This is a genomic window from Streptomyces cinerochromogenes (assembly GCF_014648635.1).
Taxonomy (GTDB): Bacteria; Actinomycetota; Actinomycetes; order Streptomycetales; family Streptomycetaceae; genus Streptomyces; species Streptomyces cinerochromogenes.
This window is the reverse complement of the sequence record NZ_BMRM01000015.1, coordinates 226,106-239,881: the sequence shown is the minus strand read 5'-3', so window position 1 is coordinate 239,881 and position 13,776 is coordinate 226,106. Positions and strand designations below refer to the sequence as shown.

Below are 13,776 nucleotides of genomic sequence, written 5' to 3'. Positions count from 1 at the left end.
TTTCCGACTCTATCAGATCCTTTCGGCGTCTGATCCCCGGTCAGCGGGGTTTGTCTTCTCGGCTGTTGGGCCGTTCCGACGAGTGAGACTTTAGCGGATTCCTGGCTCCCGAGCTAATCGGGGGCCCGCGCCCTTTCGAACGCGGATTCCTCATTTCGCAAATACGCACGCCAATGCAGTCGACAGCAGAGTGCCGATTCAGTGGGTGGTACTTGCGGAATGGCTGTCCGGGGACCGACCGGAGTCGGCGCTCACGTCGGACAACTCGGAGAACAGTACGCACGGGTGTGGGGTGTGTCAACTCATGCCCGGGAGACACTCCGGAGGCGTACTGTGGAGGACGTGATGACGCGTACGTGCACCCAGCTCTGGTGGGCCGCCTGACGGCGGCCGTACTCACGTATGCACTCAACGGCCGCCGCCTCGGCGGCCGTTCTCGTATCTCCCTCCGGATCTGAGGGGGCCGGCCGCAGGGGCGGCGGTCCCGACCAGAAGGTGGAGTGGAGATGACTCGGGTCTTCAGTGGGATTCAGCCGACCGGGCACCTGACCCTGGGGAACTACCTGGGGGCCATGCGGCGCTGGGCCGAGGCGGACCAGTACCGGGCGGAGTCGCTGTTCTGTGTGGTGGACCTGCACGCGCTGACCATGGACCACGACCCGGCGCGGGTGCGCAGGCTCAGCCGGCAGACGGCGACGCTGTTGCTGGCGTCCGGACTCGACCCCGACGTGTGCACCGTGTTCCTGCAGAGCCATGTGGACGAGCACACCCGGCTGTCGTACCTGCTGGAGTGCGTGGCGTCCGACGGGGAGATGCGGCGGATGATCCAGTACAAGGAGAAGGCCGCGAAGGAGCGGGAGCGCGGGCGGAGCGTGCGGCTGTCGCTGCTGACGTACCCGGTGCTGATGGCGGCGGACATCCTGGCGTACGGCGCGAACGAGGTTCCGGTCGGGGAGGACCAGGCGCAGCACGTGGAGCTGACCCGGGATCTGGCGGTGCGGTTCAACCAGCGGTACGGGCACACGTTCGTGGTGCCGAGGGCGACGCTGCCGCCGGTGGGGGCGCGGGTGATGAACCTGCAGGAGCCGACGCGGAAGATGGGGAAGTCGGACGACTCGGGGGCGGGGGTCGTCTATCTGCTGGACGAGCCGGACGTGGTGCGGAAGAAGGTGCTGCGGGCGGTGACCGACAGCGGCCGCGAGGTCGTCTACGACCGGGAGGAGCGGCCGGGTGTCGCCAATCTGCTCGATGTTCTCGCTGCGTGCACGGGCGGGAACCCTGAGTCGCTGGCGGACGTTTACGACTCGTACGGCTCTTTGAAGAAGGACACCGCGGAGGCGGTGGTCGAGGCGCTGCGGCCGCTGCAGGCCAGGCACCGGGAGCTGTGCGCTGATCCGGCGTATGTGGAGGGGGTGCTGCGGGATGGTGCGGAGAAGGCGCGGGCGGTGGCTCGGCCGACGGTCGATACGGCGTACAGGGCAATCGGGCTGCTGCCGCCCGTGGCGGAGCCTTCGCTGAGCGCCGCGCGTTAGCCGGGCGGCGCTCGGCGGGCCGGGCGGGTCGGTCCTCGTTTCGTCAGTCCTTCTTGCCGGAGGCGAGTTCGCGGCTGCGGTCGCGGGCGGCTTCGAGGGCGGCGATGAGGGCGGCCCGTACGCCGTGGTTCTCCAGTTCGCGGATGGCGTTGATCGTGGTGCCGGCGGGGGAGGTGACGTTCTCCCGGAGTTTGACGGGGTGTTCGCCGCTGTCGCGGAGCATCACGGCGGCTCCGATCGCGGACTGGACGATGAGGTCGTGGGCCTTGTCGCGGGGCAGGCCGAGCAGGATGCCGGCGTCGGTCATGGCTTCGACCAGGTAGAAGAAGTACGCCGGGCCGGAGCCGGAGAGCGCGGTGCAGGCGTCCTGCTGGCTCTCGGGGACGCGGAGGGTCTTGCCGACGCCGCCGAAGATCTCCTCGGCGTGCGCGAGGTGCTGCTCGGTGGCGTGGCTGCCGGCGGAGATGACCGACATGGCCTCGTCCACGAGGGCGGGCGTGTTGGTCATGACACGGACCACGGGGGTGCCCGCGGCCAGGCGCTCCTCGAAGAAGGAGGTGGGGATGCCGGCGGCTCCGCTGATGACCAGGCGGTCGGCGGGGACGTGCGGGGCGAGTTCGTCCAGGAGTGTGCCCATGTCCTGCGGCTTGACCGTGAGGATCAGGGTGTCGGCGGTCTTGGCGGCCTCGGTGTTGCCGACCGGGGTGACTCCGTAGCGGGCGCGGAGTTCTTCGGCGCGTTCGGGGCGGCGGGCGGTGACCAGGAGGTCGGCGGGCGACCAGCCGGCCCGGATCATTCCGCTGAGCAGGGCTTCGCCGATCTTGCCGGTGCCGAGGACTGCGACTTTCTGGCTCATGCGGTTCAGTCTGGCACCGGGGTGTGGCGGGCGGGGTGGCTGTCCGGTGGGCGGAACGGGGGCCGGGCGGGGCTCGCGGTCACGCCGTGCGCCCTCGGAGGGTCGCCGTGTGTCGCCGCGTCCGGGCCGAGCGCACTCCGGGGGGATGCCCGTGCGGCGTTCTACCGGCGGCGCTTCCGCTTCGACGGGTTGCCGGTGCGGCGGGTGTGGGCCTCGCGGGCCTTCTCGTACTCCTCGCGGTGCAGCTTCTCGCCCGGTGCCTCGGTGAGGGCGCGGAAGAAGTAGGCGAGGAGGGAGCCGACGAAGCCGATGGCGAGGAGGCCGCGCAGGCCGGCCTGGCGCTGGGGGTCGTGGCGCTTGCCGAAGCCCTCCCAGGTGTTGCGGAAGGCGAGCGCGCTGCAGATCGCGAACATCACGACGACCAGGACGGTCACGAAGGACCCGGTCTCGGCGATCCGGATGCCGTCGAAGGCGAAGCGGAGCACCAGGCAGGAGGCGGCGGCAGCGGCCAGGGACCCGACGGCGACACCGGCGCGGCGGGCGGCGTAGCCGTGGTCGTGGTTCACCCAGGACGTGCCGAAGAAGCGCAGGGGCTCGGGGCGGGGGCCACCGCCCTGGGGTGCGCCGTCGTCCTCGGCCGCGTGGCCGGCGGAGCCCGCCGAGGTGTCCGGGGTGCCGGTTTCGTCGCTCACGGGACGATTATGGCGCCGGGGGGCGGCGGGCCGGCGGGTGGGGCGGGCTGCCGGCCCCGGGGGCTTGCCCTCCCCTCGGCAGCGGCCCGCCCGTGGACTTGCGCCTCCCTCGGTACCAGCACACCCGTGGACGCGGCCCGCCCGCACCGGGGTGGGCCGTGTCCGGCGTGCTCGCGGGGCCGGGTCAGCCGCAGCGGGGGGCGATGTAGCCGTCGCTGCCCGTGTGGACGAAGGCGTCCGAGACGTACTCGCCGCTGTCGATGAGGTCCCAGATGTTGGTCGTGCCGTAGGGACCCGACACCGTCGTGCCGGGCGTCTGGCAGTAGATCGGCACCCGGACGCCCTCCGGCAGGACGCGCACCAGGTTGTACTGGGTGCCCGGGCCGCTGCGGACGTTCAGCCGGACGCCGGGGGCGACGGCGTAGGTGCGGACGGCTGCCGCCGCCTGTACCGCCGTTCCCTCGTCGGCGACCTCGGTCTCCTGTGCGCGGTCGACTGACATGATCGTGCTCCTCCCCCGTGATGGCACTGGAACTCGGCGCGAAACGCGTGCTCGCGACTCGCACGCAGACGCTAGCAAGCCGCCTCTGTCTCGTACGAGTCATCGACTAGGCTCCGTGCGTCGCGCGCGCGGACGAAAGCACGGGGGTGGTCCATGTCGCCACAGCGCAACACGGGAGCGGGCGCGGAAGCGGAACTTCCCGAGTACGCCGGTCACTATCGGCTGGAGTCCTGCCTGGGATCCGGTGGCATGGGGGTCGTACACCTCGCCCGGAGCACGTCGGGGATGCGGCTCGCGGTGAAGGTCGTACACGCCGAGTTCGCGCGGGACCCTGAGTTCCGGGGCCGTTTCCGGCAGGAGGTGGCCGCCGCGCGCAGGGTCAGCGGTGCCTTCACGGCGTCCGTCGTGGACGCCGACCCGGAGGCCGAACGGCCCTGGATGGCGACCCTGTTCATCCCCGGGCCCACCCTCTCCGACCAGGTGAAGCGGAAGGGACCCATGCCGCCCGGGCAGTTGCGTCGGCTGATGGCCGGGCTCGCGGAGGCGCTGCGGGACATCCACCGGGTCGGCGTCGTGCACCGGGACCTGAAACCCAGCAACGTGCTGCTCGCCGAGGACGGGCCGAAAGTCATCGACTTCGGCATCTCCCGGCCGAAGGACAGCGAACTGCGCACCGAGACGGGCAAGTTGATCGGCACACCGCCGTTCATGGCGCCCGAGCAGTTCCGCCGCCCGCGTGAGGTGGGCCCGGCGGCCGACATCTTCGCGCTCGGCTCGGTCATGGTGCACGCGGCCACCGGGCGCGGGCCGTTCGACTCCGACAGCCCGTACGTCGTCGCCTACCAGGTGGTCCACGACGAGCCGGACCTGGCCGGCGTGCCGGAGGGCCTGGCGCCGCTGGTGCGGCGGTGTCTGGCCAAGGAGCCCGAGGACCGGCCCACCCCGGACGAGCTGATGCGGGAGCTGCGCTCGGAGGCGGCGTCGTACGACACGCAGGCGTTCATACCGGCGCAGCGGACGGGCGCGGAGCGGTCCGTGCCGGGGCCCGTGCCGGAAGCGGCGGCGGAGTCCCCGTCGGAGTCCCTGTCGGAGCCCGCGGCGAAGTCCGTCGCGGGCACCGCGTCCGTGGGGCGGCTGCGCCGACGGCGGGCGGTGGCGCTGGGGGCGGGGGTCCTCGGGCTGGCGCTGGTGGGCGCTGTCGCCGCGGTGTGGGCGTCCGGCGGAAACGATCAGGCGCCCCGGGGCGAGCGCGCGCCGGCGCTGACGGCGGCCTCCGGCGGTACGTGGTCGGCGCGGCCGGCGGTCGGCGGCGAGGGCATGCCGCAGTGCGCGTACGGCGCCGGGAAGCTGCTCTGTGCGCGGCCCGGGGTCGTCTTCGCGCTGTCGCCGGACGGCGGTGGGCTGCTGTGGCGGCGTTCGGTCGACACCCGGTCCACGAGCGGGCCGCCGGCCGTCTCCGGCGGTCTGGTGCAGCCGTACACGGACGGCGGCTCACGGCTCGCGGGGCTCGATCCGGCCACGGGCCGGCAGGTGTGGCAGCGCCGGCTGCCCGCGGGGACGACGGTGCGGTACGCCGGCGGCACGGCCTTGCTCGCGGGCGCCGGCGGGACGGTCACCGGGGTGGACGGCGCGACCGGCGACACGCGCTGGCGCGGGACGGTGCCCGGTCAGGGGGTCCCCGCCTTCACCGCGTTCCCCGGGGGCCCGTCCACCGGGGGCGCGTCGGTGTACGCGACCCGTACGTCCGCCGACGGGGCGAGCACCCAGGTGACCGCCGTGGACCCGGGGACCGGGCGGGTGCGGTGGGACGTACGGCTGCGCGGCTGGCTCAAGCCGTTCGCCGCGCAGGACGGTTCGGTGTTCTTCCTGGCCGTGGACCGCGCGTACGGCGCGAAGGAGGTCGTCCGCTACACGCCCGCGACCGGTGCGACCCGGCGCGTGGCGCTGCCCGGTGTGCTCGACGGCGCGCACGCGACCGTGCGGGGGAACGTCGTGTACGTGCTGGCCACCGGGGGATCGCTGGACGCCGTGGATCTGCGGTCGGGCCGGCACCTGTGGCACCTGGAGACGTCGGTGAGCCGTGGTTCGGAGCCGGTCGCGCGGGGCGGGCGGGTGTTCTTCACGGCGAGCGACGGGCGGCTGCTCGCCGTGGACGCCGGGAAGGGCCGTCTGGTCGGGCAGACACCGGCGCGCCTCGGCGCGAACTCCGCGCAGGTCATGAGTACACCGCCGGCTCCGGTGCCGGTCGGCGACCGCGTCCTCGCCGCCGCGCCCGACGGCACGGTGTTCGCCGTGGACGGCCGGAAGCCGTCGGCGTGGTGAGGCCGCCGCGGACGGGGCGGAGGGGCCGCCCCCGTCACAAGGCGACCCCTCCCACGACCCGTCAGCCCAGCCGGGACACGTCGCGCACCGCGCCCTTGTCCGCGCTCGTCGCCATCGCCGCGTAGGCGCGGAGGGCGGCGGAGACCTTGCGGTCGCGGTTCTTCGGGGCGTAGACGCCGTTCAGGGCCTGCTCGCGGCGGGCCAGTTCGGCCTCGTCGACCAGCAGCTCGATCGTACGGTTCGGGATGTCGATGCGGATGCGGTCGCCGTCCTGGACCAGGGCGATCGTGCCGCCGGAGGCCGCCTCGGGGGAGGCGTGGCCGATGGAGAGGCCCGAGGTGCCGCCGGAGAAGCGGCCGTCGGTGATCAGGGCGCAGGTCTTGCCGAGGCCTCGGCCCTTCAGGTACGAGGTCGGGTACAGCATCTCCTGCATGCCGGGGCCGCCCTTGGGGCCCTCGTAGCGGATGACGACGACGTCGCCGTCCTTGACCTCCTGGGTGAGGATCCGCTGGACGGCCTCCTCCTGGGACTCGCAGACGACGGCCGGGCCCTCGAAGGTCCAGATCGACTCGTCCACACCGGCCGTCTTGACCACGCAGCCGTCGACGGCGAGGTTGCCGCGCAGGACCGCGAGGCCGCCGTCCTTGGAGTAGGCGTGCTCGGCGGAGCGGATGCATCCGTTCTCCGCGTCCTCGTCCAGGGCCTCCCAGCGCTCGGACTGGGAGAAGGCCTCGGCGGAGCGGACGCAGCCGGGGGCCGCGTGCCACAGCTCGACCGCCTCCGGGGACGGGGAGCCGCCGCGCACGTCCCAGGTCTTCAGCCAGTCGGAGAGGGAGGGGCTGTGGACGGCGTGCACGTCCTCGTTGAGCAGGCCGGCGCGGTGCAGTTCGCCGAGGAGGGCGGGGATGCCGCCGGCGCGGTGCACGTCCTCCATGTAGTACGTGCGGTCCTTGGCGACGTTCGGGGCGACCTTCGCCAGGCAGGGCACGCGGCGCGAGACGGCGTCGATCTGGTCCAGGCCGAACGGGACGCCGGCCTCCTGGGCGGCGGCCAGCAGGTGCAGGATCGTGTTGGTGGAGCCGCCCATCGCGATGTCCAGGGCCATGGCGTTCTCGAAGGCCTGGAAGGTGGCGATGTTGCGGGGCAGGACGGTGTCGTCGTCCTGCTCGTAGTAGCGGCGGGTGAGGTCCATGACCGTGCGGGCCGCGTTCTCGTACAGGGCGCGGCGGGCGGTGTGGGTGGCGAGGACCGAGCCGTTGCCGGGCAGGGAGAGGCCGATGGCCTCGGTCAGGCAGTTCATCGAGTTGGCGGTGAACATGCCGGAACAGCTGCCGCAGGTCGGGCAGGCGTTCTCCTCGATGCGGAGGATGTCCTCGTCGGAGATCTTGTCGTTGACTGCGTCGGAGATCGCGTCGACCAGGTCGAGGGTGCGGACCGTGCCGTCCACGAGGGTGGCGCGGCCGGACTCCATGGGGCCGCCGGAGACGAACACCGTGGGGATGTTCAGCCGCAGGGCGGCCATCAGCATGCCCGGGGTGATCTTGTCGCAGTTGGAGATGCAGACCAGGGCGTCGGCGCAGTGGGCCTCGACCATGTACTCGACCGAGTCCGCGATCAGGTCGCGGGAGGGAAGGGAGTACAGCATGCCGCCGTGGCCCATGGCGATGCCGTCGTCGACCGCGATCGTGTTGAACTCGCGCGGGATGCCGCCCGCCTCCCTGATCGCCTCGCTGACGATCCGGCCGACCGGCTGGAGGTGGGTGTGGCCCGGCACGAACTCGGTGAAGGAGTTCGCGACGGCGATGATCGGCTTCCGGCCGATGTCCGCACCGGGTACACCGGAGGCGCGCATAAGGGCGCGGGCGCCCGCCATGTTGCGGCCGTGGGTGACTGTGCGGGACCTCAGCTCGGGCATCGTCGCTCGCTCCTTCGGACGGATCGGACTCCTGTCGAGCGTACGCCGGTCATCCAGGTGGCGGGACACGGTGTCCGAATTGCGGGACACGCGTTTCACGGAGCCGTCAGGTGGCCCTGTACGACGGGGGCGACGCGGGCGATGATCTGCTCCAGGTCCGCCGAGGCCAGCGGCTCCAGTCTGATCACGTAGCGCATCATCGCCGTACCCACGATCTGGGCGGCGGCCAGCTCGGCGCGCAGCTCCGCGTCCGGCAGGTCCAGCTGGGCGGCGACCCGGCGCAGCAGCTGGGCGGCGACCAGCCGGCGGAAGACGGCGGCGGCGGTCTCGTTGTTCACGGCGGAGCGGAGGATCGCCAGGAGGGGTGCCCGGGTCGTGGGGTTGTCCCAGACCCCGAGGACGAAGCGGGTCAGCCGCTCCCCCACGCCCTCCAGCGGGCCGTCGGCCACCGCGTGCGGTGCGTTCAGCGCGGGTGCGAAGGCGACCTCGACGGCCGCCTCGAAGACCTGTTCCTTGGTGCCGAAGTAGTGGTGGACCAGCGCGGAGTCCACGCCGGCCGCCTTGGCGATGCCGCGCACGGACGTCTTCTCGTAGCCGCGCGCGGAGAACTCCTCGCGGGCGGCGGCGAGGATACGGTCCCGGGTGCCGGCGGACTCGGTCCGCGGGGGGCGGCCCCGGCGGCGGCCCCGGGCGGCGGGGGCGGGGTCCGTGCTGTCGCCCGCCGGGGGCTCGGGCGCGGGGTCGTCCGTCGCCGGGGGCGGGTTCCCGGTCATCGGCGGGGGTTCCGTACGGCCGCCGCGGTCAGGTGCTTGCGGGTGAACTCCAGGGCCTCGGCGAGGTCGGCCTCGCGCTCGGCGCCGGACATCGCCCGCCGGGTGTTGACCTCGATCACGACATGGCCGTCGAAGCCGGTGCGCCCCAGGCGCTCCAGCAGCTCGGCGCAGGGCTGGGTGCCGCGGCCGGGGACCAGGTGCTCGTCCTTGCCCGAGCCGCGGCCGTCGGCGAGGTGGACGTGCCCGAGCCGGTCCCCCATGCGGTCGACCATGTCCAGGGCGTCGGTACGGGCCGTCGCCGTGTGGCTGAGATCGATCGTGAAGTGCCGGTAGTCGTGGCGGGTGACGTCCCAGTCGGGGGCGTAGGCGAGCATCTCGCGGTCGCGGTAGCGCCAGGGGTACATGTTCTCGACGGCGAACCGTACGTCCGTCTCGTTCGCCATCCGCCAGATCCCGTCGACGAAGTCCCGGGCGTACTGGCGCTGCCAGCGGAACGGCGGGTGGACGACGACGGTGGAGGCGCCCAGCTTCTCGGCCGCCGCCCGGGCCCGCTGGAGCTTCACCCAGGGGTCGGTGGACCAGACCCGCTGGGTGATCAGCAGGCAGGGGGCGTGGACGGCCAGGATCGGGACGCCGTGGTAGTCCGACAGGCGGCGCAGCGCCTCGATGTCCTGGCTGACCGGGTCGGTCCACACCATGACCTCGACACCGTCGTAACCGAGGCGCGCGGCGATCTCGAAGGCCGTCGCCGTCGACTCCGGGTAGACGGAGGCGGTCGACAGAGCGATGCGCACGTCCGTTGGTTCAGCCACGTCCGTCACCTTACGGCGCCGGGGGGACCGGATGCCGGGTGGCTGTTCGCCGTTGTGAGGTTTGCCATGTGCGCGGCCGCGGGCCCGCGGTGGGCCCTCGCGCGGTTGCCCGCGCCCCTTCCGGGCGCGGGGAACCGCGCCCCTTCCGGGCGCGCTGGGGCCTCTCTGCCGGACCCCGCGACCCCGGCATGATCCGGAAGAGAGGCCCTAGTCGGAGCCCATGTGGTCGAGGCGCCGGAGGATCACGCCCTCCCTCAGGGCCCAGGGGCAGATCTCCAGGCTCTCCACGGCGAACAGGTCCATCGCGCCCTCGGCGACCAGGGCGCCCGCGAGGAGCTGGCCGGCCCTGCCGTCGGACACCCCGGGGAGTTCGGCGCGCTGGTCGATCGTCATGCCGGCCAGCCTCGGGACCCAGGCCTCCAGGGACTCGCGCTTGAGTTCGCGCTGGACGTAGAGGCCCTCGGCGCTGCGGGCGGCGCCGGCGATGCGGGCGGCGCCGGCGATGCGGGCGAGCTGCTTGAAGGTCTTGGAGGTGGCGACCACGTGGTCGGGGGAGCCGAAGCGGCTGAACTCGCCGACCGTGCGGGCGATCTCCGTGCGGACGTGCCGGCGCAGGGCGCGGACGTCCTCCGGGGCGGGCGGGTCGCCGGGCAGCCAGCCGGCGGTGAGGCGGCCGGCGCCGAGCGGGAGGGACACGGCCGCGTCCGGCTCCTCGTCTATGCCGAAGGCGATCTCCAGGGAGCCGCCGCCGATGTCCAGGACCAGCAGCTTTCCGGCGGACCAGCCGAACCAGCGGCGTACGGCGAGGAAGGTGAGCCGGGCCTCCTCCGCGCCGGTGAGCACCTGGAGCCGCACGCCGGTCTCGTCGGCCACGCGCGCGAGGACCTCGTCGGCGTTGGTGGCCTCGCGGACGGCGGAGGTCGCGAACGGCAGCAGGTCCTCGACGCCCTTGTCCTCGGCGGCCTGGAGCGCGTCCCGTACGACGGCGATCAGCTTGTCGATGCCTTCGTCGCCGATGGCACCGCTGTCGTCGAGGAGCTGGGCGAGCCGGAGTTCGACCTTGTGCGAATGCGCGGGCAGCGGGCGCGCGCCGGGGTGGGCGTCCACCACCAGCAGATGCACCGTGTTCGAACCCACGTCCAGGACACCGAGTCTCATACACGGAACGCTACTGCCAGAAGGTCCCTGCCCGGTCCCCGGAGCGGCTCTGGGCCACTTACCCTGGACAGGTGCCAAAGACGAAAAAGGCGAAGGTCAACAAGACTGACAAGTCCGCCAAGACGGGCAAAGCAGACAAAGCACGTAAGGGCGCCACAATCTCCAGGGAGGCGGAGATGAGCGACGAGAAGGGGCTCGACTTCGCCCGCGCCTGGGTGGAGTTCCCGGATCCGGCGGACGACGAGCAGGTGTTCCGCTGCGATCTGACATGGCTGACCTCTCGCTGGAACTGCATCTTCGGCAGTGGGTGCCAGGGCATCCAGGCGGGCCGGGCGGACGACGGGTGCTGCACGCTGGGGGCGCACTTCTCCGACGAGGACGACGAGAAGCGGGTCGCCGCACACGTGGCGCGGCTCACGCCGGACATCTGGCAGCACCATGAGGAGGGCACGCGGAACGGGTGGGTCTCGGAGGACGACGAGGGCTCCCGGCAGACCCGGCCCTTCCAGGGCTCGTGCATCTTCCAGAACCGGCCCGGGTTCGCGGGCGGCGCGGGCTGCTCGCTGCACATCCTGGCGCTGCGGGAGGGGCGGGAGCCGCTGGAGACCAAACCGGACGTGTGCTGGCAGCTGCCGATCCGGCGGACGTACGACTGGATCGACCGCCCCGACGACACGCGCGTCCTGCAGGTGTCCATCGGTGAGTACGACCGCAGGGGCTGGGGTCCCGGCGGCCACGACCTGCACTGGTGGTGCACCTCGGCGACGTCGGCGCACGGCGCGGGTGAGCCGGTGTACGTCTCGTACCGGGCCGAGCTGACGGAGCTGATGGGCAAGGCGGGCTACGACCGTCTGGCCGAGCTCTGCGAACAGCGCCTGGCGTCCCAGCTCCCCCTTGTGGCCCCGCACCCCGCCGACCCGGCCCCCTGACCCCGCTTCACCGGCGCGCCCCGGTTCGCCGGGCCGCCCTTCTTCGCCGGGCGGTCTTGCTTCGCCGGGCGGTCCGTTTTCGCCAGGCGGTCCTGCTCGGCCGGGCGGTCCCCGTTTCGCCGGGCGGTCCCGTTTTCGTGGCGCGCCTGCCGCGCGGCCGGAGGCACGGCTGCCTCTCCGTCCCTAGGTGTCCGTCGGGCTCGGGGCTTCCGTCGTGGTGGGGGTCGGGGTCGACGGCGGGGTGTCGGTGGGTGACGGGGCGGTGGGGGTCGGGGTCGGGTCCGTGGGGGGTGGGGACTGGGTCGGGGTCGGCTCCGCGGGGGGTGGGGTGGGTGGCGGAGAGGGGGGTGCGGAGGGAGTGCGGGGGGCCGGACGGGTGGGCGCCGTGCCGTAGCCGTCGATCGTGACCACCGCGCCTGCCGGAGCCACCGCCACCCGCGCGCGCCAGTGGCCGGACGGCTCGCGCAGATGGTCGACGTACACCTTGACCGTCAACGTCTGCCCGGGCGCGAGGGTTCCCGAGGACTGGCTGAAGTAGAGCCACGCGGCCGACGTGGACACCGACCAGCGGACCTCGGACGCACCGGACGCCGTCAAGGTGATCAGCGTCGTGTCGCCGTCGTTGGCGGCGCCGACCGCGAGCTGCCCCGCGCCCTTCTCGCCCGTGCCGCCCACGCTGACGACCTCCACGGAGACGTCCGCCTTGCCGTCCTTGCCGAAGCGGGCGCCCGGTCGCACGCTGGCGTTCCCCGCGTTCTCGTAGCCGCCGGCCGTGTCGCCGCCCAGCGCCTCGGGGCCCTGCGCCTCGTGCGCGGTCGCGGAGCGGCCGTCGTCGCCCCCCGCCGGCCCGCCCCGGTAGGCGGCCCAGAGGGCCAGCACGGGCGCCGCCACCACCGTGGCCACGACCGTCGTCGTGACGGCACGCGCGCGCAGGCGATCGCGCCGGGCCGCGCGGTCCTTGGGATCCATCGGGAAACCGCGCCGGTCGAAGCGGGGTACGGCCCCGCCCCGCACGCGCGGAGGGTGGGTCAGGGCCATGCGAAGGGCCGCGCGGGGGGCCTGGAGGACGGGCAGCTCGGCGGGGGTGACCGTGGCGCCGGGCCAGCAGCCGGGGACGGCGCGCTCGGCGGTGCGGCGGCAGCGCGGGCAGTCGTCGACGTGCCGGACCAGCTCCCGGCGCAGGGCCGTACTGAGGACCAGCCGGCTGTCCCCGGTGAGGTGGGCCACGCTCGGGCAGCCGCCCGTCTGGACCACGGCGAGGGCCGCGCGCGTGCGCTCGACCTCGCAGGCGGCGGAGGCGAGCAGCTCCCGCGCGGCGGCGGGTTCCATGCCGAGGACGGCGGCGACCTCGTGGGCGGTCAGGTGGTGACGGACGGCGAGTTCCAGGGCCTCACGCTGCTCGGGGGTCGTACCGGCCGCCTCCGGCCAGGCGAGCAGGGCGAGTTCCCGGCGGCGCTGTTCCTGGACCTCCGGGGAGAGGGGGAAAGCGGGGGACGCGTCAGGGGCCGTGGGCGTGCCGGCTGCGGCCGTGTTCCCGGCGTTCGGGCCGGCCTGGGTCCCGAGAGGCGTTCCAGGTCCTGCTTCCGGCGCCGCCCCGGCCCCTCCTCCGGCCGCCGGCCCCGCTCCCCGTGCGGGCCCCGTGCGGCCCGCCGCGTGTGCGGCCTGACGTTTCTGCTTGGCCTCGGTCAGTTTGCGCAGGCATGCCCAGCGGGTGAGGGCGTAGAGCCAGGCGCGGCGGTCGCCGGCGGCCACGGGGAGCCGGTGGCCGCGCCGTTCGGCCAGGGCGAGGGCGTCGCCGAGGGCGGCGGTGGCCGTGTCGTGGTCGCACAGGACCGACAGGCAGTAGGTGAACAGCCCGTCCAGGTACGGCTCGTAGCGCGCCGGCGGCTGCTGGGCGACGGTGCGCGCGGCGGCGCGGTCCCGCGCCTGGCTCGCCTCCCTGGCCTCGCGGGCCTCTCGCGCGTCACGCCGTGTTTCACGTGCCTCGCGTCCCTCGCGATGCGCCCGATGCGCGCCGGTCGTGCGGGTCGTGGTCTCCGGACTGCTGCTCATCACCCGTGCGACCGTAGGCGGCGGCGGAGTGCCCGTTCTGGAACCTTGAGCACTTTTAATCCGTACGGGTGAAACGATCCCTCATAAGGGGACAGGAACCCTTTATTCCGCGGCTGGATCCGGGGGAGCGCCGACTGAAAACGGATCACTCTTCCGTGTTCCCCGGTTCCCCGGCCCCTGCTCGCCGGCCCGTCGCGTCCGGTCCCGCGGCCCCGTTGTCAGTGCCGCGGGCT

General features: G+C 73.2%; 11 protein-coding genes. 3 read left to right on the top strand and 8 right to left on the bottom strand.

The window, feature by feature from the left end:
* The first annotated feature begins 506 nt into the window (after positions 1–506).
* The gene (trpS, locus tag IEZ20_RS27820) at positions 507–1,532 is read left to right on the top strand and encodes a tryptophan--tRNA ligase (RefSeq protein ID WP_189303652.1); all 1,026 of its coding nucleotides are present in this window, start codon (positions 507–509) and stop codon (positions 1,530–1,532) included.
* 43 nt (positions 1,533–1,575) lie between these two features.
* On the opposite strand, the gene proC is transcribed toward trpS, so the two are convergent.
* The 3 genes from proC to IEZ20_RS27805 form a co-directional block, all read right to left on the bottom strand.
* The gene (gene proC, locus IEZ20_RS27815) at positions 1,576–2,388 is read right to left on the bottom strand and encodes a pyrroline-5-carboxylate reductase (RefSeq protein ID WP_189303650.1); all 813 of its coding nucleotides are present in this window, start codon (positions 2,386–2,388) and stop codon (positions 1,576–1,578) included.
* A gap of 161 nt (positions 2,389–2,549) precedes the next feature.
* Positions 2,550–3,080, bottom strand: coding sequence for an EamA/RhaT family transporter (locus IEZ20_RS27810; RefSeq protein WP_189303648.1), 531 nt, complete (start codon positions 3,078–3,080; stop codon positions 2,550–2,552).
* 184 nt (positions 3,081–3,264) lie between these two features.
* A complete protein-coding gene (locus tag IEZ20_RS27805; RefSeq protein ID WP_189303646.1) occupies positions 3,265–3,582 on the bottom strand; it encodes an SH3 domain-containing protein in 318 nt (105 codons plus the stop codon).
* Between the two features lie 153 nt (positions 3,583–3,735).
* On the opposite strand from IEZ20_RS27805, the gene IEZ20_RS27800 reads away from it, so the two are divergent.
* Complete coding sequence (locus tag IEZ20_RS27800; protein WP_189303644.1) at positions 3,736–5,904, top strand: serine/threonine-protein kinase; 2,169 nt, start codon at positions 3,736–3,738, stop codon at positions 5,902–5,904.
* 61 nt (positions 5,905–5,965) lie between these two features.
* Here IEZ20_RS27800 and ilvD read toward each other — a convergent pair whose 3' ends face one another.
* From ilvD to IEZ20_RS27780, 4 genes are all read right to left on the bottom strand, one after another.
* The gene (ilvD, locus tag IEZ20_RS27795) at positions 5,966–7,819 is read right to left on the bottom strand and encodes a dihydroxy-acid dehydratase (protein WP_189303643.1); all 1,854 of its coding nucleotides are present in this window, start codon (positions 7,817–7,819) and stop codon (positions 5,966–5,968) included.
* 95 nt (positions 7,820–7,914) lie between these two features.
* A complete protein-coding gene (locus IEZ20_RS27790; protein WP_189303640.1) occupies positions 7,915–8,592 on the bottom strand; it encodes a TetR/AcrR family transcriptional regulator in 678 nt (225 codons plus the stop codon).
* A complete protein-coding gene (locus tag IEZ20_RS27785; RefSeq protein ID WP_373303975.1) occupies positions 8,589–9,413 on the bottom strand; it encodes a sugar phosphate isomerase/epimerase family protein in 825 nt (274 codons plus the stop codon). The genes IEZ20_RS27790 and IEZ20_RS27785 overlap by 4 nt, the downstream gene beginning before the upstream one ends.
* Before the next feature lie 198 nt (positions 9,414–9,611).
* Positions 9,612–10,562: a Ppx/GppA family phosphatase gene (locus IEZ20_RS27780; protein WP_189303636.1), complete on the bottom strand. Its 951-nt coding sequence runs from the start codon at positions 10,560–10,562 to the stop codon at positions 9,612–9,614.
* A gap of 71 nt (positions 10,563–10,633) precedes the next feature.
* On the opposite strand from IEZ20_RS27780, the gene IEZ20_RS27775 reads away from it, so the two are divergent.
* A complete protein-coding gene (locus IEZ20_RS27775; RefSeq protein ID WP_189303634.1) occupies positions 10,634–11,491 on the top strand; it encodes a DUF3109 family protein in 858 nt (285 codons plus the stop codon).
* A 183-nt stretch (positions 11,492–11,674) separates the two neighbouring features.
* On the opposite strand, the gene IEZ20_RS27770 is transcribed toward IEZ20_RS27775, so the two are convergent.
* A complete protein-coding gene (locus IEZ20_RS27770; protein ID WP_229896290.1) occupies positions 11,675–13,546 on the bottom strand; it encodes a BACON domain-containing protein in 1,872 nt (623 codons plus the stop codon).
* Between the last annotated feature and the right edge of the window lie 230 nt (positions 13,547–13,776).

Excerpts from the sequence above, each read along its gene's own strand:
- IEZ20_RS27805 (WP_189303646.1), bottom strand. The coding sequence starts at position 3,582 with ATGTCAGTCGACCGCGCACAGGAGACCGAGGTCGCCGACGAGGGAACG.
- IEZ20_RS27780 (WP_189303636.1), bottom strand. The coding sequence starts at position 10,562 with ATGAGACTCGGTGTCCTGGACGTGGGTTCGAACACGGTGCATCTGCTG.
- trpS (WP_189303652.1), top strand. The coding sequence starts at position 507 with ATGACTCGGGTCTTCAGTGGGATTCAGCCGACCGGGCACCTGACCCTG.
- proC (WP_189303650.1), bottom strand. The coding sequence starts at position 2,388 with ATGAGCCAGAAAGTCGCAGTCCTCGGCACCGGCAAGATCGGCGAAGCC.
- ilvD (WP_189303643.1), bottom strand. The coding sequence starts at position 7,819 with ATGCCCGAGCTGAGGTCCCGCACAGTCACCCACGGCCGCAACATGGCG.
- IEZ20_RS27800 (WP_189303644.1), top strand. The coding sequence starts at position 3,736 with ATGTCGCCACAGCGCAACACGGGAGCGGGCGCGGAAGCGGAACTTCCC.
- IEZ20_RS27790 (WP_189303640.1), bottom strand. The coding sequence starts at position 8,592 with ATGACCGGGAACCCGCCCCCGGCGACGGACGACCCCGCGCCCGAGCCC.